This window comes from Paenibacillus sp. Z3-2 (genome assembly GCF_054161325.1).
In genome coordinates this window covers 4506282-4525541 of the sequence record NZ_CP096397.1, presented here as the reverse complement: position 1 = coordinate 4525541, position 19260 = coordinate 4506282, and the positions used below count along the sequence as shown (strand labels likewise).

The following is a 19260-nucleotide window of genomic DNA, read 5'->3' as shown; positions in this document are numbered from 1 at the left end:
TGTGTCAGCGATTAATGGCTTTAGAACAATTACTCTTGAAGCGAAGTACGATGAGCAGGAATCTGTTCGTACAACCTTTAAGCCGGTTTCGTACCTTATTTGGGTATGAACCGGCTTTTATTATTGAAGGGGGGATGCCAGTTGAAAATTATCATTGGACAACCGAGGCTCGAACAGGATTTGCTGCAGCTTGGAGCCGAACTCAAGCAACACCCTGATGCAGATGTATTGTTCTTTCCTGAGGGTTATCTGAACCAGAATGTTGAAGAAGCTTGCCGCCTTGCGGCTGAATACGGAACCATGATTGTATCAGGTCACCGCAGACTGGACGAACGTCCGAAGGACCGATCCATCATCATCAATAAGGCCGGAGAGATTGTCTTGGAGAAAGCCAAATACACTCTTGCTGAAGTGGTTGAAGAACAAGGGTGGGTGATTAGCACTGTATTATGTGATGAGCTGGTGCTGCAAGGATTTCGCAACGAAAATATAGGACACGTGGACATCGTTATGCATTCGATTGGTGTGGGCATGTTCAGTGAAGAACAGTATAGCGAATGGGTCGAAGCGGCTCGGCAGATTGCTTTACAGCATCAATGCGTCGTCATAGGGACGAGCCATGCGGATGGTTCCTACCGCGATAGCGAGATCTCTATTTCCATCGCCTATTGTATAGCGCCCGGCGGAGAGGTTGTTTTGGCATCTCATAGTGATACATGTACTCGTACGATTCTTCTGAATAGAGGAGAAGATTTAGCTCCTTCAAGTCACACGACGCAAGAAAACCGAATTAATATCACTGTCAGTCCATCCGCTTAAGCATCGAGCTTGAATCCCGGATGAATGGGCTGATGAACTTGCCGAATCGCCCGGTCACTTGTGCAGAATACGCATATGTTATGGCATACCTTGAAATTCAAAGGAGGCCAATCAAATGAGTCAAGTTGGATACGGTTATGGTGGTAATGTTGGAGGATTTGGCGGCGGATGGACTTCTACAAGTGCAATTCTCGTACTGTTCATTCTGCTCGTAATCATCACAAAATCTTTCTGGCTGTAAGTCACGTATAGAATCGTGCAGGCAATGGCTCCGCTGAGACTTCAGCGGGGCTTTTCCTATTGAATCAAGCGTACTATGACATTCGTGACATTTGACAACTGAAAACAATGTGCTTAAAATCACATAAGAGACTATTAACAGAGATTGAAGGGATAGCAATGCCGTTTATTCGCTTTAAAGGATTCACAGGTCCTCAGCTAGAGGAAGTTGTACCCCAAATTACAGAGCAGATGGCCCTTATTACTCATATTCCACGGGAGAGAATGAAGGCAGAGCGTCATGATGTACAGGCGCTAACACCTTCTCCAGCTTCTATAGAGATTCTGATGTTTCAACGTGATCAGGAGATTCATAACCGGATTGCATCGTCGTTGCAGGCTATTCTGGAAGAAGCATATATGCCGGATGTGCATATTTTCTTCAATATATTGTCACCCGCTTTGTATTATAAACAAGGTAAGCCGCTGACAGATTATCGATTGGATTGAGATTGTGAGAGACGAGCAGATGGTTGCTCGTCTTTTTGATTTACATATATTTCGTATGTTTAGCGATGTGCTGCTTTCTGTGAACCCGGCTCAACGATAAAGAGCATAGCGCAGACACGATAAACAAGGCTGCACCAATAAGGTATACCCATCGAACGCCCAGTTGATCAGCGACTAGACCGAAGATGACGATGGAGATACTCATGACTGTAGAGATCAAGATACCTTGTGCGGCGTATACCTTGGATAGGGATTCGACAGGGGTACTACTCTGAAGCGCTGTCTGCTGAGCCGCATTACGAATCTGATAAACTGGACCCATAAGTAGGCATAACACCAATGCGAGCCAAGGCAGGCTGTTTAGACCATAAGCAATGGTCATCAGGCTGAAGAGAAGCGACCCCATGGTCATGCTGGCGATCAGGTGCTTCTGAATCCATTTGGCCAGAGCAAGAGCCAGAATGCCACCAAGCAGGGTTCCAACAGCGTAACTGGAGTTCATGAGTCCCCACCAACCTTCTCCTCGTCCCAGTGCTTCTTTCGCAAAGGCCAGTGTAATAGCACCAATCCAGACGGAACTGGCCAGACCCTGGGCAATGTCCATAAGTGTGATCAATCGTAAGGTTGGGTTCTTCCAAAGCATACTCCATCCTTCTCGCAGGACATCTCGCTTGACGGTAGATTTCTCGGGTTGTTCTACAATATCCCGTGTGAGGGAACCAAGGGTAATCAGGAAGATCAGAACGGCCCAGGACAGGCTTGTAGCTGCCCAGAATATCTGTGACGCACCCCAGTTCATCACCGCGAATCCTGTCATGGCATACCCGACAATGGTGACAGTCTGATTGGAGAATGAGAGAAGGCTGTTGGCCTTCACCAGGTCTTCTCCCTGAACCAATCGCGGCGTTAGAGCATTCAGTAGCGTAGATTCCCATCCTTCCAAAAAGGAGAGAAGGACAACACCCATCAACAGAAGTGGCAGTTGTGTGCTCAAGTGAGTTAACGAAATCGCGATTCCAGTCATGATGAATGTTTTGACTACGGGAATGCCGATCAACAGTCTGGAGAATGGGAAACGGTTCACAAGTAATGGTAAAGTAAAGCCTGCTGTTATATGTACGATCATACGAATGAATGGAAACATCGCAGCATAGAGTACCGATCCAGTCTGACCGTAAATATACGTAGTGATGACCATGATATATATGATATTAATAAGCGAGAGCAGCGTTTTGGCAGCCCAGTACGGATAAAATGCGATGTTCATGCCAAGATGTCCTTTCCGAAACGATATGTCTATATTACGGGCATTGTCATCTTCGCACCACAAACAAAGTTATCATTTTCCCGTCATTTCAACATAAAAAAAGAAACTGCCCAATAGGACAGTTGTCTTCGGATTTCTATAGTTCATGCCATAGTCAGAGTGAAGGCGATAAGCAACATCAACAAGCTGGTCATTCTGACCATAGTCATATAAGGCCTGCTGGGCTCAGTTTCACCCCGGGAAATCCAGCCATACCGTAGATACCAGCCGAATTTTGGGAAACAGAAATTGATGATGCACAGGATCATGAATATAAAAAAGAGGGTTCTCATACCCATCTTCCTTTCTTGACTTACATAACAGATCTCATCTCAACGTTTGCGTCGGGTAAAGAAGACTACAATCAGAATAATAATGATGATAATTAACAGAAATTTCATTTGTGTTCCTCCTGATGACAAGTTTAATTAAGTCGAATGTTAGTTATGAACTATTACCCATGAATCACATCATTTGAATAACTGTGTTACAATTAAATATATCGGTTTTATATCAACACATACCATTCGGTTAGTTGTATCTTCATATAAAGTACGAAAACAGAATATACAAACAGTAACGTGTATGAGATGAAGGAGGAAGGCATGAGCCAAAATAATCAACTCTCATTACAATGGGAATTTATCATCTCGAAAGTGAAATCCTCCGTGACGGTGGTCGATGCCACCCTGCCTGAGCTTCCGCTTATGTATGTAAATGAACATTTCACCCGGCTGACAGGATACACCTATGAAGAGTCTGTTGGACAGAATTGTCGGTTTTTGCAAGGACAGGACACAGACCCCGAAACAGTAATGCAGATTCGGGATGCATTAAAAAAGCAACAGTCCATTAAGATTGATATCTTAAATTATACAAAAAGTGGCCAGAAGTTCTGGAACGAACTGAATATTGATCCCATCTTCAATGAATCCGGAGAGTGTCTGTATTTTGTAGGCATTCAGTACGATATTTCTGAACGAAAGTATGCCGAGCAGCAGTTGAAATTCGCGACTTCCATGGCTGAGATGAACAGCAGAGGACAGTTGGAATTCATTGGCAAGCTGAATCACGAGCTTCGTACCCCGCTTAATGGCATTATGGGCATGATTGAACTTGCCAGTATGGGTGAAATCAACGATGAGCAGAAAGAATATCTGGAGCTTGCACGTCAATCGGGTGAGGCGCTCCTGAACATCATTAACAATAGTCTGGACATGGCGAAACTCGGCAGAGGGAAAATGGCTGTGGAGAACATTGAATTTCAGCCTCTGAAACTGATTCAACAGATAATGAAGACACATGAGCCTGCAGCACAGGATAAACAAATACGTCTATTCTGTCACGCTGATCTGAATGTTCCTGATGTGCTTGTGGGTGATCCGCTAAGACTTCGCCAGGTACTGGATAACTTGCTGAGTAATGCGATTAAGTTTACGGAACAGGGGGAAGTGCAATTACAGGTGGATGTCAAGCAACAGTTGATGGACACCGTTGTATTGGTATTCTCTGTACGTGATACGGGAATCGGTATTCCTCAACATCATATGGAACAATTGTTTGATGCATTTACACAGACAGACATCTCCCATGCACGCCGATTTGGGGGAAGTGGGCTTGGTCTGACCATCTGCAAAGAGCTGCTGGAACTGATGAATGGTCAGATTTCGGTGGAGAGTACCGAGGGGAAAGGTACACAGTTTGAGGTTACACTGCCATTGCTGCGCCAACAGGCCATTCCCAATGTAGGATAATCATTTCATCAGAACAGCCGGGCGGTCTCGGCTGTTTTTTTATTGTATTGTATTGTTTTACGAACGGGCGTTCTGATATAATGCAAGTGGTGAATGGGGGAGACACAGCATGAGTAAGAGACGCACAAGACGAACACGCAAAGGTAAGCAAGGCTTCAAAAAGCAGATACTGACGTTGGTAGCAATGCTGCTGGTAGCCCTCTATGCCTGGGCTGGGGGAGAATGGCCGGAGGAGATACCTTCTCCATTCGGGGGGACTAACAAGAGTGTGGACCATACCATTACGTTCCCTTCAGAGCGCTATCCCGAAACGGCCAACCATATTAAGGCTGCCATCAAGGCAGGGCATTCGGATGTATGCACCATTGATCGTAGTGGAGCCGAAGGGAATCGGGATTTATCACTCAAGGGCGTTCCGGTCAAAAAGGGTAAGGATCGGGATGAGTGGCCGATGGCGATGTGTGCAGAGGGTGGTACGGGTGCAGATATCCAGTACATTACCCCGAAGGATAATCGCGGTGCAGGTTCTTGGGTAGGGAATCAGTTAAGTACATATCCAGATGGAACACGAGTGAAGTTTGTAGTGAAGTAACGACAGGGTATGGGTGAGCAGAAAAAAGGATAGTAAATCCTTCATTGCGTGGCAGTGGCAGCATGGTACAGGAAAAAGTGAAGAGATAAACCAGACGTTCAGGCGTCTGGTTTTTCTGGTATGAAGTACTGGCATAAATGGATCTTGCTGACGTATCTATACGAGAACTGATTTTCTATATGATTACAGATCCGACTATACGAGTTGCATTCCGCTTAAATGATGAGACCGGATGCTTAACAGACGTGTAACGTGTTCAACTTCATCAAACGGTATCCACAGACTGCCGTGAACGGTACGTAAGGAGAGAATGGATGTATCGGCGGTACGCTCGGGAAACCCGGTTACCGTCTGACCGCTTGTATTACGAACCATGATCTGTTGTTTGCGCCGGATGGCAATTTCTACCTCTTTTTTCATAAGTCATTGCTCCTGATTATGAGATGTTAAATCCATATGTCAATGTTTTCAATGGTTAATTTGACTTCTTTATCTAGTCTATCAGAACTAGGTATAGATTTCCAGAAGAGAAATCAGCAATTCTATAGGTGATTTGTCTTAGCCGTCGTTTAGCCGTTTTTGAATGGGAGTTACGGGGTTATATTAGGGTAAAAGGGAGGGGAACGGAATGACACAATTGATGATTGGGCTGGCCCGTACCGAGAACGAGGCGATATTGATGCTGAATCAGGTGAAAGAGGAAGGCATCAAGGATAAATATTTGGGAGCGGTGGCGAAGGAACAGCTTAATCTTGAGCTGGTGAGCGAGAAGACAGGTCTGCCCAAACCGTTGAAAGGTGCTGGAACGGATGGTGCCTTTGGTGCTCTGAAAGGCATACTGGCTGGTCTGGGGAAGCGAATGGATCAGACGATGTCGATTGGAAAAGCAGTACGCAGACTTGCCGGTAATGAGATTGGGAGTGAGACCGATGATTTGGTGCTTACACTGACGGAAGCAGGGATCTCGGAAGAGGACGCACGGTACTACGAAGAATGGCTGTTAAAGGACCATATTCTGGTTATCGTGGAATGCAGTGAGGAAGAAGCTGCTCGCGTTCGGCCTATTCTACTTTTTTAGTTTAATTTAAGGCTGATTTTAGGTTTCTTTAATGTTGGGGAGGTATTCTTATCTTACACCTCCCTTAATATAGATTGGTTTACCGGAAGTCCGGGACCGCAACTCGGACTTTCTAGGCACTGTGAGCTGACGCTTGCAGTGCCTGTTTCATTTTTATTATTTTTAATAAAAGGTGTTGCAAAGTTAATTCATTCATGGTAAGATATTTCTTGTCGCCAAGAAATAATATCCATGCCGGGGTGGCGGAATTGGCAGACGCACAGGACTTAAAATCCTGCGGTAGGTGACTACCGTACCGGTTCGATCCCGGTCCTCGGCATCCATTAAGAAAAGGAAACTCCTTGATACATAAGGGGTTTTCTTTTTTTTATAGTTTGAATTGAATTGCCTGAGTCATAGGGATTGAGCGTCTTTTTTGCCGTTGGGGACGGATTGGGGACGAGATTTAGGATCGAAGACATCGAGGTGTGCTGTTGTTTTGCGACTTAACTTCTTGGTGACGTGAGCATATGTGTCTGTGGTCACCTGGGAGGTCGAGTGTCGTAACCGATGTTGGATCTCTTTAATAGATGCACCCTGCCCGAGCAAATAGGTCGCATTTGTATGCCGCAGACCATGTAGGGATACATTGCGGAAACCATTCCGCTTACACCATATTGTCCACTGTTGCGATGGGGAGGTGTGGTAATAAGGTTTACCTGTCCCTGCATGGAATACAAAGTTTCTATCTCCGCCTTTCCATGTCCCCGCTGCTTTAGCTTCAAATCGTAATTTGCGCATGGCTTTGACGTGTGCTGCCAACTGCTCCATATACCATTGTGGCATATCTACATAGTCTTCGGATGCTTCGTTTTTTGTATCTGTAATGTCCGCCTGTCCATTTTCTGTATTTGAAATGCTTTCATCGATACGCAACCGGTTATTTACAAAGTCACAGTCGTCTTCATCTAAAGCGATCAACTCCCCTCGTCTGAATCCTCCAATAATCGCTCCTAGAAAGTAGAGTCTCCAGTGCGTGTCGCTATTGACTAACGTTTCAATGACCTCAGTGGCTTCGTCTTCCTCGAAAAAGTTCTTACGGTCTTTCTTTGCCTTTTTGTCTTCCTTGCTTATCTGAGGGCGTTGTACGCCTTCTAGTGGGTTCTTGCTGAGGACGCCCCATTCTACAGATCTTTTGAAAATACTCATGGTCACATCATAAACATATTGAATGGTTCTAGAACTAATGGTTTCTTTACCGCCTCGCTTATCAATTCGCGCACCAGGTTTACGTAAGTCATTAAATAATGTCACCAATCTCATTGTTGTGATCTCATCAAGTTGTAAGTGCCCTATGATTGGAGCTACATGATGATTGATCTTGGAGCAATGTGACAGATATGTGGTTCGCTTTAGTTTTGGCTCACCGTATTTAAGCTTCCATTCATTCTCATAAAATTCTTTGAAAGTAAGCTTAGAGGGCGCAATGTAATTGCCACTCAATACTTCTTGTTTAAACTTCGCGAGCTCGTCATCCAAATAATCTTTTAGTTTCTTAGTTGTTTTCAGCAGTGCTTTATCCTCAACAGTTATTGTCTTTCGAGGACGATTTCGGCTGCCGTCATTATTAAGTCCCAAATCTACGGTCAGTCGCCACTTGTTTTCCCCTCGTTTTTCTATACTTCCTTTTGCCATCTGTTTTCCTCCATTCGAACGTCAGTTCTGTTTTTGTGTATGGTAAACAGCCTTGCGGCTGGAAAGCGCAAAGTTACATTTCTAAGTTATGAAGCTGTTTCGGTATGCCGCATCTCAAGAGGTATGTTTCTTCTGTTTCTCCTGGCTCGCGCTCAGTTAGTTGGGTTAACAGTTTTACAGCAAAAATATTTGCTTGTCGTTCGAATTTGCCTGTATTGAAGAAAGTATGCTCATCAATCCAGAATTGGCTTAGGCCAGAATGAAGTCGATCGTGTCCAAGTTCATGAGCACACACTACACGCTGCCACTCTTCAGGCAAGCCGTTATGTATAACAATAAATCGCCTTCGCAACCGTCTGTAGTACAAGCCTCTCGTACCGGGTCCGAATTCCGCGTGTTGAATTATTATATTAAGTCCTTTAGCTATTACAAAAGGATCGTTGGTCTTGAATCTGCGAACGAGCTTGCGAATGATCTCATCCAAACCGGTCACCTACTCTTCGTCTTTAGGGGTTGCCTTTTTCTTACGTCCATAAGTTTTCTTGTTTAGCTCTTTAGCTTCCCAAAGTAGCCCGGTAAGAATGTCCATAGCTCTCTGACGATTTTCATCTGTAATTGGCACCCCATCAAACAAGACAGGTTGGTCTTCTTCAAGGATTTTCTTAATATCGGCTAAGTCTTTAGCTGTGGCCCATTCTGGAGCGTTGTGAGTAGTGTCTTCACTCTCAGTGAAGTGGTCAAGCGGCTTGTTAAAATAATCGGCAATTATCTTAATCAAGTCAATCTTAGGACTTTTTGTTGCTCCGTTCAGAATCTTAGTGAGTGTTGTATAAGGTATACCTGTGTCTTTAGAGACTCTATAGGCGCTTAGATTATTCGAATCCATCAATTCTTTAATTTTATCTGACAGCATTAACATCACGACCTCCGATAGTATCACCTAAAAAGGATATAACCTAATACGGTTATAATAAAACAAAAAGAGGAGATATGTCAAGCTTAAGAGAGGATCAAAGAGTAAACATATAGTTTTATAACCTAAAACGGTGATGAATGAGTTTTACTATAACCTAAAACGGAGATATAGTGTGTTAAGGGGGTGAACACAACATGGGGTTAACAATCGGAAATAACGTTCAAAAATTCCTTGACGAAAGAGGGTGGACGCCGTACAGGCTGGGTAAGGAAAGCGGTGTTTCAATGACTGTAATATATGGCTTGAAAGAAAAAAAACAGGGGCCAAACGCTGAAACGCTTGTAAAACTTGCAACTGCTTTAGATGTAACAGTTGATGAATTGGTAAGGGATCATCAATGACCCCAGTATACCATACCTCAATAGAAAGGAAATGTGAAATGGATAATCCCTTAGTTTTACTTGAGGCAGCAATTCGTTCAATGATATCCGAGCAAGTAACTATAGCAGAAAATCGACTCAGGGCAGAGTTTGCTGGACTGATTGATAAAACTCTGGACGTAGCAGAGACGGCAGCACACATAGGGATCTCTGAAAAACTGATATACCGTATGTGTCAAGAAGGAAGCATTCCACATGAACGTTATGGGGCATCAGGTTCCAGAAGACCTGTAATCAAGTTACGTCTCTCTGATTTGGAGGCATGGAGAGCTGCTCAGCGGGCTGCTAGTTACAAAAAAGGAAGCTGAATTTAGCTATAACATGCCGATTAACTTCAATTTTATGTTTGAAAGGGGTCTTATCTTGCTCATAGACATTAATAAAATTAAGGTCAGCGACCGTATCCGCAAGGACTTCGGTGGCATTGAAGAATTGGCGCAAGACATTGATCAAAACGGACTTATCAATCCTATAGTAGTAACACCAGATTATCAGTTAATTGCAGGAGAACGTCGCTTACGTGCTCATCAGTACCTGGGACGTAAAGAGGTTGTAGTCCGAGTGATGGAAATCAGTGACTTTGAACATCAGCTTCGGCTTGAAATATCTGAGAACGAGCACCGGAAAGAATTCACGTTCTCTGAGAGGGTTGTATGGGCAAAACGGTTGGAGGAAGTCGAACGAATTAAAGCCAAGGAACGGATGGCAGGAGGGAAGGAAAATATTCCTGCGCATCCCGCTGGACAAGTCCGCGATATCGTTGCTGATCAAGCAGGCTTTGGGTCAGGAAGAACCTACGACAAAGCCAAGTTCATTATGGAAAACGCCACACCGGAAATCATTCAGCAGCTTGACGCAGGGATCATTTCCACTCATAAGGCTTTTACTGAGACAAAGGAGCGACTTGAATCTGCTGTGCGAGAAGCTGAGACTCGGGCCAACCAGGCTGAGCAGGAGAAGGAAGAACTTCAGCGGCGGTACAAGGATGCTATTCCGGCAGAACAGGTGGATGAAGCAGTAGCAGCGGCAGTAGAACGCCGAGATGAAGAGACAGAAGTTCTTCTCGAACAGAAATCTCAGGAAGCTGCTAAGAAGATTAAAGAGCGTGATCAATACTGGAAGGACAAGCTTCAGGACGATGTGGAAGCAGAACGTCTGAAGGTAGAAGAACTGAAATCCGGCTATCAGCGGACGAAAGAAGAGTTGGAGACAATGAAGCTCCAGCAGCCTGATGACTTTGATGAACAACAAGCGGCAGCTCAGATGAAAAAACTTCGCTTCGAAGCTGACAGTAACACTATTCAAATCAGCATCCATGTTAAACAGTTCCTTCAAAAGGTTGGTATTACATCATTCATGCTTGGCGCAGTATCTGGTGCAAGCACGAGTGAGAAAAAACGGTTGTCAGAAGGTCTTGATATGCTTCAATCCTTCATAGACCAGCTTCGGCCGGCAATTAATTCAAGAAAGGTGGTAGACAGACATGACATTGATTCCTAATCAGCCTGACTATCTGACAATCGTTGAAAGACAGTTGCAGCTTACAGAGGCGCAGGGAGTTGCTATCCGAGGATTATGGGATGGCATGAAACAAATGCAAGATGACGTTGCTGAAAAGGTCGGAGAGGTCCAAATGATGGTTCAGGAGGTCCGGGACAGCGTAACGCTGACGGATGCAGAGTGTTACCAACTCCAGTCTCTTGTTCGCAAGAAGTCGAATGCGTTAACCAAGGACCGGTATAAAGAGTCCGATGAGAAATTCAAGGACCTGGTCGGTCGTTATCGTAGGATGGTCTGGAGTAAATTGAAAGATCGGTTTGAGGTAGCGAAATACAGCCATGTACGGCGTATCGACTTTGATGATGCGGTTGAGTTCATTAAGGAGTTTCGTCCGGAAGACTACATCTGAGCTGATAGGAGTTGAAACCGATGAGATTAAAATTCATGACGCTTGATGATTTGGCACGTATCTGGTCACACAAGCCATTACAGCATGCGATCATTCAAAGAAACATTGCTAAAAAGAAATGATGATACGCACTCATAGGTTAATGCAAACCAGAGTATTGCGAAGAAAGATAAGGGATTTGTGTGATACTGCGATTGATGCATTAGAAATGGACCTTAGCATAAAACCTATCAAACAACAAATCAAGGTGCTTCGTAACGAGCTTGAGGATTTGGAACAGTCAATCGATAAGAATGCAGAATATGAAGGACTAATCTGGAAAGAACCATCAGGGTATAAGGTCGAAGGGACAGTGATTGGTTTGTGTAAACACTGCGATAGAGAAGTGTTCTCGGGACAAAAATTTCCTGATCCAAAAGAAGAAGGACTCTTTTGTAACTACTATTGCAGAAGAGTTTACCGCAATAACAGCATCAAATGAGTCCTTAAAGTTAATCGTGCTACCAACACGATCATTTGAAAAACAATTCAACGGAATTATATCACGGAAATTAAATAATGCAAATAGGAGGTCTGCTCTGTGAAAGGAAACAAGGATTTCACTGTATGGGGCACAAGTCTTGCTGTTAGAGGAGATAAAGAAATATCTCACCCCACTTTCATTAGCATGTTAGACATGATGAAAGGAAGAGGCTTCACTATTGGATCAGATCCACATATCAATCGTAATTACTCACTTCTTTCAAAAGATCATTTTGCAGGAAGTAAGGGTGATCTGCTCTTCGTAGCAGAGAAATATAACTGCGGCGCAAAAATTGAATTCTATCAAGAAATAAATGTTGAGAATCGAAACGGTGGAAGATACGACTTTGATAAATTCGATAAGATGTCGTATCTGCTGCAAAAACGATTCTTGGTTGAAATAAAACACATGGAACATTTTTTGATGAGTGAAGGATACTCTTGTGACACTGAGCCAGTTTTGAAAACGTCCCACGATAAGGTATTTCATGAACTTAACTCACCAAGCAGACATTGGAGTTCAGAAAATCTACCTGATTATAACGCTTTGGACAAGGATGGGAAGAGAATATCCAATGGCGAAGTGAAGTATTTCAGAGATCGAAAAGGAACGCTGATGCGCGGCGTAGTCTATCACAATATCAACAATATGTGGTGGGTGATTATGAACAAAGATCATTACACCAACATGGCTGCATTCGAACTGTTTGATCTATTAACAAAACCTGAAAATTGTATGAGGAAGCTTTCGAAAAGATCGGGTCATCACAATCCTAAATCCAGGTTCGTTCCGAGTGAAGAAAATCTAAAAAATTGGAAATCTTCAGGTAAGCAAGCAGGGAGATTCGGCAGGGCAGATTTAGCCAATAGAGTATTAGCCTATCTGTATGAAATAAATTGGATGTCTCGTAAATTCGAGTTTATCAAGAAAGAGAATGGTCGTCTTGGATTAGTCGAAACAGAAGGGAATCCTTATTTCATGGGACAACGTATTGGTGAAAGAAAATATGATCCACCCCAGGCTGTAAAGCTATACTCGCGTAATTTACCGATGTCGAGTACAGAAGCATCGTGGATTAATGGATTGCGTGACTATGTCACTGGTGGCAAACCTACCATTTCAAGATGGTTCTGTGATGATAGAAATGGAGAAGGTGGACAGGCTTACCTTTGGCCTGAGGTCAGGGAACGATTGCTCCATATCGGAGCGCATGTATAAGTAAGGAGTGACTGCATTGTCTCTACAAAAACAATATACGTTAGGTGAGCTATACAGCCTAGCAGAACAGTGCAGTCACGATTATCCGGCTACACTGGCTCGGAAGATTGAGTTTTTGACCGAGGTACAGGTTATTTTAGGCCGTAGAGCTGCTGAAGCAGTGAGAGACTATAAACGCACCTATGCTGAAAGAAAGCGTGTATACGCCGAAGCATACCTTGCTGCCGGAAAAGATAAAGCTCAGCGTGCGGAGCTGGCAATCACTCAGATTCGTCTTCAGGAAGCTGATGCCGAGGCAGACAAGGTTCGATGGCATAACGCAGTAGAAAGTAATGACCAAGTTATAAACTCATTAAAATACAGCCTGAAGGTTCTGCTGGCTGAGTACAACAATCCTGCCAGCGGGAATAGGTAGGGCTGATAATGCGAGGTTGAATCATGGCAGAAATTAAATGGATCAAACTCAGTACCGGAATGTTCAGTGATACAAAGATTGAACTCATTGAAGACATGCCTGAGGCTGATACGATCATTGTAATATGGCTCAAGTTACTGACAATGACCGGCAAGGCAAATATGGGAGGATACATCATGTTGACTGAAAACATCCCATATACAGAAGAAATGCTATTGTCTGCTATTAAACGTCCTTTACCTGTTATAAAAATGGCTTTATCCATCTTTGAGAGATTCGGTATGTTAGAAGTTTCTGAACACGGAGCTTACTTCCTCCCGAATTGGGAGAAGCATCAGAATATTGATGGCATGGATAAGGTCAGAGCACAAACAAATGATAGGGTTCGAAAGTTTCGAGAGAAGCAAAAGTTGCTTTATCCAGGTCAAAAAACTAATCCAGATTGTAACGTTACAGGAAACGCTACAGGTAACGTTACAGTAACGCCCGGTAACGGAACAGAACTAGAACTAGATTTAGAACAAGAAAAAGAAAGTAGTTGTTGTTTATCGCCCGAGGCTGATGACAATTCCAAAGATGAGGGGATACCGTCTTCCCGGCAAGGTACCGTTCCTGCCACTCCTGAAACAGATGCTGACTCTGGACAGGATGAAATATCATCGACTGAATTGGATTATCGCAACGCGGTTGCCAGCAAGTATTTACAACGCAGAGGTAAGGGCATGGATATATCTCCAGCGGATGAGGTGAGCATTTCCGAATTGATCAGAGACAAGGTGCCACTGCAAACGGCTCTTGATGGAGTTGACAAAGCATTTGACAACTTCAAACCCAAGCATTCTCGGGACGAGATCAGGAGCGTGAACTACTGCTCTACAGTGATTCAAGCTCTCCATGCTTCGAACACAGAAAATTCGAATCAATTGGATACACAACATGCAGCAGAACAGGTGCCTCCTGAAAACGTTGTTCCTGAAGTGCCAGGCGAACAGTACACCGAAAACGATCTTCAAAAAATGATTGCTGAACTAAGAGCAAAACAAGGGATGTGAAGCAGTGGGCAGCTTTCAAGAAGAGCTAAAAGCGTTGATGCCAGATCGGTTTTTGGAACGCCGAGCCTCTGCCATTGAACGGATTGATAATCACCCAGAGATGCAGAGGCTTAGACAAAAGTATCCTGATCGCTCCGGAGACCTGACAAGCCCAAGACGGTACAGGGATGTATCCGAACATTTGGCTCAATGTGATGCATGCGAGATGTGCCCCGGTCTAATAGGATGTCAGAACGTCCAGAAGGGGCATAGGAGCGTCGAAGAGCCTAGCCCCGACAAATCGGACGAGTTAGTATTCCGGCTAAGGAAATGCAATTTGTTAAAGGCCTACGAGAAGCAGCAAGGCATCGGTCAGAGAATCAAGAGCCACTATATACCATCGCACATTCTGGATGCCACCTTTGACGATATTGAACCTGACCCACAGCGGTTGGCTGCGATTACGGCGGCAGTGAAGTTCTGTAGCACGTTCGTTCCAGGGGAAACGACAGAAGGATTGTACCTTTATGGTCCGATGGGGGTAGGTAAGAGCCAGATCGCAGGAGCGATTGCTCAAGAACTTGCCAAATGTGACATGGATGTTCTCATGGTCTATGTACCGGATTTTTTGCTGGAAGTTAAAGATGCTATTGGTTCCAAGACAGAGACGGTTGAGAACAAACTTGACTCTCTCAGGACTGCTTCTGTACTGATACTTGATGATATCGGAGCCGAGACCTTAACCATTTGGACAAGGGATGAAGTAATTGGGCCTATACTCCAGCGACGCATGGAGCGGCTGCCGACAATCTTCACATCCAATTTGACTATTAAAGAATTGAGACATCACTTGGCTAATGTAAAGGATGCCAAGGAGATGGACAGAAAGCAGCATGAGAAAAAAGCGGAGCGAATTATTGAACGTATTGAGCCTTTTGTAAAAATACTGCCAGTGGGCGGAAGAAATAGACGGAGGAGATAGTAGGATGTGTAAAACTTGTGGTGGTGCAACGGTAAAATATCAATTTGTCGGTGCAATGATGATGCTTGGTCCATGCCCTGAATGTAATCCAAAGTCGAAAAAAAAAGTGAAGGAGGGAACCCGACCTTATGAAAATAATCGTAGATAGTGAGTTGTTGGTTGAAGCTCTAGAAGATGCGAGCAAGGCCATTTCAAGTAAAAATCTCATGCCTATTTTGGATTGTTTCTTGATCGAGGCAAACAGCGAAGGATTGAAGGTTACTGGGACGGATACACGCACAACGATTCAGTCGTACATCTTCAGCAAAGACGTCCAGGTGGAGGTAAATGGACAAATTGCTATCCCAAAACTGTTAATGGAAATGATGAAGAAGCTCAATGGTGATGTGAGTATTGAAACAAAGGGAACAACCGCGATCATCAGATCCCGAAAGAAAGAAATCGACATGGGCGTTTTCGATCCAGAGGAATTTCCGCAAGTGCCGGATATCGATGATAGTGAGTTGTTTGAGACTACTGGCAAGGAACTCAGGAGACTATTCAAAAAGGCAACTTATGCAGCCGATCCCACGGGTAAAAATGCAGCAATACTCGCAGGAGCACACATCTATATCGATGACGGTTTGATTGGTATTGAAGCGACAGATAGACATCGACTCGCAAAAACGGAGTATGCCACAGATGTTACTAAATTAGGTGGAGCTGTTATAGAGGCTAAGGCACTCGGGGATCTCCAAAAGATAATTTTGGATAAAGACAATATCGAATTTGGTTTCTCGAAATCTGCTGGAGGAGAAGTGGTCCACGTATTTGCGAGAACGGATCGATTCACTTTTTACTCTAGGGTACTGGAAGGTGCCTTCCCGGATGTGAGCCGAATGTCAGTTGTACCGGAGGGTGTTACTAAAATTACGGTGGAAAAAGATGAACTAATGAGTTGCCTCGACCTCGTTTACACACTCGCCAAAGAAGACAAGCACAACCAGATCGTTATCAGTATCACAGAAGATGAAGTGAGTATTCGCGGTAAAGGAAGAGAGACAGGAAAGGCAAACGAGAGCATAGTTCCATTGACATTCAGAGGTGAAAATTTCGCCGTTGCTCTGAACTCCAAGTACTTCATGGATGCTATTAAAGCATTAGATGGAGATAAAGTGACCTTGGTGTTCTCAGGTAAAATAAAGCCTATTTACATCCTGGATCAGAGCGATGAAAAATCGGTGCATATCATATTGCCTTATAGGACGGTAGATGTGTAATGAACAAATACAATGCAACCAAAGTGATTGTTACTGAAGACGGGACATTGTTTTCGGAATGGATCGTTAAAAAGCACAATCTGGATATAACCGGTATACGATTCGATAGTATGGCTGAGGGAGAATATTATCAGTTCCTGCTCCAACAGAAAATGTTCGGGGAGATTAAAGACTTCACATGTCATCCTAAATTTGTTCTTCAAGAGAAACCGAAGGTCACTTACATTGCTGACTTCCTGGTAACGGAATTAGATGACAGTCAGCGGGTGGTAGACATAAAAGGAGTAGAGACCTCCACGTTCCGAGTCAAACTGAAACTATTCCAAGCTATATATCCGACTTTACCAATAGATATACTTGTTAAAAAGCGAGGAGAATTCATTCCTCTTGCACATTACAAGAAGGAAAAATCAGCGCGTAAACGGGCGGCGAATGCACTTAAAAAACGAGTAGATGAAGGGAGAAAGCAAAATGAAAATCAAACATACCGTAATCAAAAACGAGGACATTAATAAGCATCTTAACCAACAGGAGAAAGAAGAATTGCTGCGCTTATTTCATAAAATTCAATATGGTCGAGTTTCGGAGGGAAAAGTTGGATTCAACATGTACCTCGTCATAAATACTGACGAAACTTACGCTGAAGACGTTGTACGGATCTTACAAGAAAACGGCCATTGGGGTCCAACACACGATCCAAATCAAATCGAGTTTCGGCAAGAGGGAGATACGATGGAGCTTCCAGAAGTTAAGAATCCCGTCTGAATGGAAATTAAAAAGGAGCACAGAGGTTTACTTATCCTCTTGCTCCTGCACTATAAACAAATCTTCCACACCTATACCTAATGCTCTTGCAATAGTAAACAAATGTGTAGATTCATGACGAGTATTTCTATCAAATCGACTTAAGGTTCCCTGAGGAATACTGGTCATTTCTGATAATTGTTGTTGAGTAATCCCCTTTTCTTTTAAAAGAGCCATTAAATTAGGATTCACATTAATCATAGTAGTCACCCTTTCAAAGGGATTATACGATAACGAATATTTATTAGCAAGATGGATTGACTGAATATTCGATATCGTATATGATTAAACCAAGAACGAATATACGTAATACGATAACGAATAAAATATCGGGAGTTGAATCAATTTGAGAAGAACTTACAAAGAAACGCCTTATTGGACCGATGGATATTGGGAATTTGAATACGACCTCACTTTACTTACCATCTGGATTAGAGAGTTGAAAGTTCGTCTGAGCGAACGAAAACAGGCCATTAGGCTCAGAGCGTTCACTGGATACGTCCAGTGAGGTTGGCACCACTCAGAGGCAAAGGAAACATTTCCTGACCTCAACAATGAAACAGTGTACTGGAACGATCAACGTTGTGCTAGAACTAAATAGTCAAAAGGGAGGTTTGCTCTATGACTGAAGCTGAAAAAGATGAATTCTCCACAGCTTTATCTGAAAGGTATGCGCAAATCAAACAATTCAGTTCCTATAACAAAGAATTGATGAATACATGGGATGCAGTGATCAGCGATTTACCACCCGACATAAAATCAAAATTTGAAGAAAAACATAGTCGATTGTCGGCTTTGTAAAGGAGGTTTGGATGTGAGTACTGTAGATTTGAACAATTTCGATGAACAACCTGTCGAAGTGCAACAAGCTATTGCTTTTTATGTTGGATACACAGTAAACGGAGTACAGGCTGCCGCTCAGGAAAGACAGGCTCATTACGCTGTTTTAGAGCGTATTGGGTTATTGGAGCCTATAAAATCCGTAGTGGAGTAGCAGTGAAATAGGTTCAAAATATAAGCATAAGCACAGGAAAAACGTTGGAAAGGTGGATGAGGAAATGGCCCATCAGACATTCTGGAAACCAGAGAAAAAAGTGAAAGAAAAGAAAATGAGCAGCTTCGGGCGGAGTAAGAAAGACAAAAAGCCTGTGCCGGAATGGAAGAAGGACATTTTAGCCCATCACCAATCCAGACCAGGCTCAAAAGAGCGTGGCGATTTTCCAAAAGAAGTTATAGCTGAACTTATCGAAGAATCAAACGGAATTTGTGAATGCTGCAAGATTGCGGGAGGGACGACTACTCACCATGTATATCCGCGAGGAAGGAAAGGGCGCGGAGTTAAAACCAACGGGCTGCGGCTTTGCTGGCCCTGTCATGATCGGATACAAACGAATGAGGAATTACTCCAGTTTTGGATATCTGCCTTCCGTGATAAATACGGAGACCGATTCTGGTTCGATGAACAAGATTGGGATGAATACAATCGGAAGCAAGATGTGCAGCAGAAAGTGGATCAGGAAAAACAGAACCGTCAGCAATCTTTAAACCCGGTTAAGGAACTTATCTCTTCGGCGGCAGGACGTTCATTGAAAGCAAAAGAGGTCCGGCTTATTGAAATGATGGATGATAAACAAATCGCAATATTCGAGACTTTAATTAACGATATTGTAAGAGTTGAAGAGAAGCATCGAGTCCCGTTTGGTTACGGACAATTCGATGATTAATATCTATTTACTTCGTTTAACAATGATTTTAAAACATATATATGAGGTGAATCATATCCCCGGATAACAGAGGAAGGGAGACAAGAC

The 19260-nt window shown here is 43.5% G+C and carries 29 protein-coding genes and 1 tRNA gene; 23 read left to right on the top strand and 7 right to left on the bottom strand.

From position 1 onward, the window contains the following. The first annotated feature begins 141 nt into the window (after positions 1–141). The 3 genes from M1D71_RS20215 (at position 142) to M1D71_RS20205 (ending at position 1548) form a co-directional block, all read left to right on the top strand. A complete protein-coding gene (locus tag M1D71_RS20215; protein WP_458123399.1) occupies positions 142–819 on the top strand; it encodes a hypothetical protein in 678 nt (225 codons plus the stop codon). A gap of 115 nt (positions 820–934) precedes the next feature. Further along, positions 935–1060, top strand: coding sequence for a YjcZ family sporulation protein (locus M1D71_RS20210; protein WP_458123398.1), 126 nt, complete (start codon positions 935–937; stop codon positions 1058–1060). Positions 1061–1218: 158 nt separating this feature from the next. Then, entirely contained in the window at positions 1219–1548 is a 330-nt protein-coding gene (locus M1D71_RS20205) for a DUF1904 family protein (RefSeq protein WP_145323102.1), read from the top strand. A 40-nt stretch (positions 1549–1588) separates the two neighbouring features. Here the strand turns inward: M1D71_RS20205 and M1D71_RS20200 are convergent, their stop codons facing one another. Then, positions 1589–2815, bottom strand: a complete 1227-nt coding sequence (locus M1D71_RS20200; protein ID WP_458123397.1) for an MFS transporter — start codon at positions 2813–2815, stop codon at positions 1589–1591. Positions 2816–2958: 143 nt separating this feature from the next. Next, positions 2959–3123, bottom strand: a complete 165-nt coding sequence (locus M1D71_RS20195; RefSeq protein WP_458127306.1) for a DUF6199 family natural product biosynthesis protein — start codon at positions 3121–3123, stop codon at positions 2959–2961. Between the two features lie 336 nt (positions 3124–3459). On the opposite strand from M1D71_RS20195, the gene M1D71_RS20190 reads away from it, so the two are divergent. Further along, the gene (locus tag M1D71_RS20190; RefSeq protein ID WP_458123396.1) at positions 3460–4608 is read left to right on the top strand and encodes an ATP-binding protein; all 1149 of its coding nucleotides are present in this window, start codon (positions 3460–3462) and stop codon (positions 4606–4608) included. Between the two features lie 109 nt (positions 4609–4717). Further along, positions 4718–5200: a NucA/NucB deoxyribonuclease domain-containing protein gene (locus M1D71_RS20185; RefSeq protein ID WP_458123395.1), complete on the top strand. Its 483-nt coding sequence runs from the start codon at positions 4718–4720 to the stop codon at positions 5198–5200. Positions 5201–5395: 195 nt separating this feature from the next. Here M1D71_RS20185 and M1D71_RS20180 read toward each other — a convergent pair whose 3' ends face one another. Beyond that, the gene (locus M1D71_RS20180) at positions 5396–5620 is read right to left on the bottom strand and encodes a hypothetical protein (RefSeq protein WP_017687353.1); all 225 of its coding nucleotides are present in this window, start codon (positions 5618–5620) and stop codon (positions 5396–5398) included. A gap of 208 nt (positions 5621–5828) precedes the next feature. Here M1D71_RS20180 and M1D71_RS20175 point away from each other — a divergent pair, with 208 nt between their 5' ends. Both M1D71_RS20175 and M1D71_RS20170 read left to right on the top strand, forming a co-directional pair. Then, positions 5829–6278 (top strand): hypothetical protein, encoded by a 450-nt coding sequence (locus tag M1D71_RS20175; RefSeq protein ID WP_458123394.1) that lies wholly within the window; start codon positions 5829–5831, stop codon positions 6276–6278. 233 nt (positions 6279–6511) lie between these two features. Continuing rightward, positions 6512–6597 (top strand) — tRNA-Leu (locus tag M1D71_RS20170). 74 nt (positions 6598–6671) lie between these two features. Here the strand turns inward: M1D71_RS20170 and M1D71_RS20165 are convergent. From M1D71_RS20165 to M1D71_RS20155, 3 genes are all read right to left on the bottom strand, one after another. After that, positions 6672–7952: a tyrosine-type recombinase/integrase gene (locus M1D71_RS20165; RefSeq protein WP_458123393.1), complete on the bottom strand. Its 1281-nt coding sequence runs from the start codon at positions 7950–7952 to the stop codon at positions 6672–6674. A gap of 73 nt (positions 7953–8025) precedes the next feature. Continuing rightward, positions 8026–8445 carry an ImmA/IrrE family metallo-endopeptidase gene (locus tag M1D71_RS20160; RefSeq protein ID WP_313958613.1) on the bottom strand — a complete coding sequence of 140 codons (420 nt, stop codon included), beginning with the start codon at positions 8443–8445 and terminating at the stop codon, positions 8026–8028. Continuing rightward, positions 8446–8871: a helix-turn-helix domain-containing protein gene (locus M1D71_RS20155; protein ID WP_458123392.1), complete on the bottom strand. Its 426-nt coding sequence runs from the start codon at positions 8869–8871 to the stop codon at positions 8446–8448. It abuts the gene before it with no gap. A gap of 191 nt (positions 8872–9062) precedes the next feature. On the opposite strand from M1D71_RS20155, the gene M1D71_RS20150 reads away from it, so the two are divergent. The 12 genes from M1D71_RS20150 to M1D71_RS20095 all read left to right on the top strand — a co-directional run bounded on the left by M1D71_RS20150 (position 9063) and on the right by M1D71_RS20095 (position 17410). Next, positions 9063–9269, top strand: coding sequence for a helix-turn-helix domain-containing protein (locus M1D71_RS20150; protein ID WP_145323087.1), 207 nt, complete (start codon positions 9063–9065; stop codon positions 9267–9269). A 38-nt stretch (positions 9270–9307) separates the two neighbouring features. After that, the gene (locus M1D71_RS20145; RefSeq protein WP_458123391.1) at positions 9308–9616 is read left to right on the top strand and encodes a helix-turn-helix transcriptional regulator; all 309 of its coding nucleotides are present in this window, start codon (positions 9308–9310) and stop codon (positions 9614–9616) included. 55 nt (positions 9617–9671) lie between these two features. Next, entirely contained in the window at positions 9672–10808 is a 1137-nt protein-coding gene (locus tag M1D71_RS20140) for a ParB N-terminal domain-containing protein (RefSeq protein ID WP_458123390.1), read from the top strand. Next, positions 10792–11217: an ORF6C domain-containing protein gene (locus M1D71_RS20135; protein ID WP_458123389.1), complete on the top strand. Its 426-nt coding sequence runs from the start codon at positions 10792–10794 to the stop codon at positions 11215–11217. The genes M1D71_RS20140 and M1D71_RS20135 overlap by 17 nt, the downstream gene beginning before the upstream one ends. A 178-nt stretch (positions 11218–11395) precedes the next feature. After that, the gene (locus M1D71_RS20130; protein WP_458123388.1) at positions 11396–11698 is read left to right on the top strand and encodes a hypothetical protein; all 303 of its coding nucleotides are present in this window, start codon (positions 11396–11398) and stop codon (positions 11696–11698) included. Between the two features lie 99 nt (positions 11699–11797). Further along, positions 11798–12958: a hypothetical protein gene (locus tag M1D71_RS20125; protein WP_458123387.1), complete on the top strand. Its 1161-nt coding sequence runs from the start codon at positions 11798–11800 to the stop codon at positions 12956–12958. A gap of 7 nt (positions 12959–12965) precedes the next feature. Next, entirely contained in the window at positions 12966–13373 is a 408-nt protein-coding gene (locus M1D71_RS20120; protein ID WP_458123386.1) for a hypothetical protein, read from the top strand. A gap of 23 nt (positions 13374–13396) precedes the next feature. Then, a complete protein-coding gene (locus tag M1D71_RS20115; RefSeq protein WP_458123385.1) occupies positions 13397–14425 on the top strand; it encodes a phage replisome organizer N-terminal domain-containing protein in 1029 nt (342 codons plus the stop codon). A gap of 37 nt (positions 14426–14462) precedes the next feature. Continuing rightward, complete coding sequence (locus M1D71_RS20110; RefSeq protein WP_458127305.1) at positions 14463–15386, top strand: ATP-binding protein; 924 nt, start codon at positions 14463–14465, stop codon at positions 15384–15386. 128 nt (positions 15387–15514) lie between these two features. Beyond that, the gene (gene dnaN / locus M1D71_RS20105; RefSeq protein WP_458123384.1) at positions 15515–16645 is read left to right on the top strand and encodes a DNA polymerase III subunit beta; all 1131 of its coding nucleotides are present in this window, start codon (positions 15515–15517) and stop codon (positions 16643–16645) included. Beyond that, entirely contained in the window at positions 16645–17157 is a 513-nt protein-coding gene (locus M1D71_RS20100) for a DUF1064 domain-containing protein (RefSeq protein WP_458123383.1), read from the top strand. The genes dnaN and M1D71_RS20100 overlap by 1 nt, the downstream gene beginning before the upstream one ends. Next, positions 17117–17410: a hypothetical protein gene (locus M1D71_RS20095; protein ID WP_458123382.1), complete on the top strand. Its 294-nt coding sequence runs from the start codon at positions 17117–17119 to the stop codon at positions 17408–17410. The genes M1D71_RS20100 and M1D71_RS20095 overlap by 41 nt, the downstream gene beginning before the upstream one ends. Positions 17411–17437: 27 nt before the next feature. Here the strand turns inward: M1D71_RS20095 and M1D71_RS20090 are convergent, their stop codons facing one another. Further along, complete coding sequence (locus M1D71_RS20090) at positions 17438–17650, bottom strand: helix-turn-helix domain-containing protein (protein ID WP_458123381.1); 213 nt, start codon at positions 17648–17650, stop codon at positions 17438–17440. 145 nt (positions 17651–17795) lie between these two features. Between M1D71_RS20090 and M1D71_RS20085 the strand changes: the two genes are divergently transcribed. From M1D71_RS20085 to M1D71_RS20070, 4 genes are all read left to right on the top strand, one after another. Further along, positions 17796–17957, top strand: coding sequence for a hypothetical protein (locus M1D71_RS20085; protein WP_193748451.1), 162 nt, complete (start codon positions 17796–17798; stop codon positions 17955–17957). A gap of 113 nt (positions 17958–18070) precedes the next feature. Continuing rightward, positions 18071–18250 (top strand): hypothetical protein, encoded by a 180-nt coding sequence (locus M1D71_RS20080; RefSeq protein ID WP_127549746.1) that lies wholly within the window; start codon positions 18071–18073, stop codon positions 18248–18250. A 13-nt stretch (positions 18251–18263) separates the two neighbouring features. Next, positions 18264–18443, top strand: a complete 180-nt coding sequence (locus M1D71_RS20075; protein ID WP_458123380.1) for a hypothetical protein — start codon at positions 18264–18266, stop codon at positions 18441–18443. Positions 18444–18507: 64 nt separating this feature from the next. Further along, complete coding sequence (locus tag M1D71_RS20070; RefSeq protein ID WP_458123379.1) at positions 18508–19173, top strand: HNH endonuclease; 666 nt, start codon at positions 18508–18510, stop codon at positions 19171–19173. Positions 19174–19260: the final 87 nt, after the last annotated feature.